Raw genomic sequence first — 590 nt, 5'->3', positions numbered from 1 at the left:
TAACGGCCCGCATAACGGGCAAAAATACGTAGGCTACAATAACCAAGCGAAGCGTAGGGAGCCTACGTATTTTTGTCCCTAGCGAGCGCAGCGAGTGTTAATGCGTTTGTTATGTACCTTACGCATATCTGTCTAACTGTTGAAACAACTCTTCAGAACCTTCAATGTGAATTGGCACGAATATTTGACCTTTTTTTCCAGCATCCACAACGACAACAGGCATACCATTACTATTGAAAGGAAAGGCCTTTTCAATTTCGTTCATTTTGAAGCGACGCTTGAGTAACCAATAATTTCTACCACTGATTTCATTATTTTCTATTGTAACGTACGAGCATTTAAGTAAATAACCTATTGTGACACCGAAAAATAAGCTGAATAGAAATATAGCCAAAAACATCAATGGAAGTTGAATAAGGCTGACGTGTTTAAACGTTTCTTCAATATCAAATGATACTGAAAAGAGACGAATACACATGATGATTGTAAAGCCGACCGATAGAATGATGAACAATTGCTTGACCATGTGTCGTGCAAGCTCTTTCCATTTTACTCGATAAACCATTGAACTATCCTTGGTACATAACGCC

At 38.5% G+C, this 590-nt stretch carries 1 protein-coding gene; it reads right to left on the bottom strand.

Annotation, left to right across the window (positions count from 1 at the left end):
- Positions 1-118 precede the first annotated feature (118 nt).
- Positions 119-590 (bottom strand): hypothetical protein (locus V5298_RS20790; protein WP_332933309.1); only part of this gene is annotated, 472 nt, incomplete at its 5' end.

Origin of the sequence: Alteromonas sp. 14N.309.X.WAT.G.H12 (assembly GCF_036697315.1) — a bacterium.
Lineage (GTDB): Bacteria > Pseudomonadota > Gammaproteobacteria > Enterobacterales > Alteromonadaceae > Alteromonas.
The sequence above is the reverse complement of the archived record's forward strand: the minus strand, read 5'-3'. Positions and strand labels throughout refer to the sequence as shown.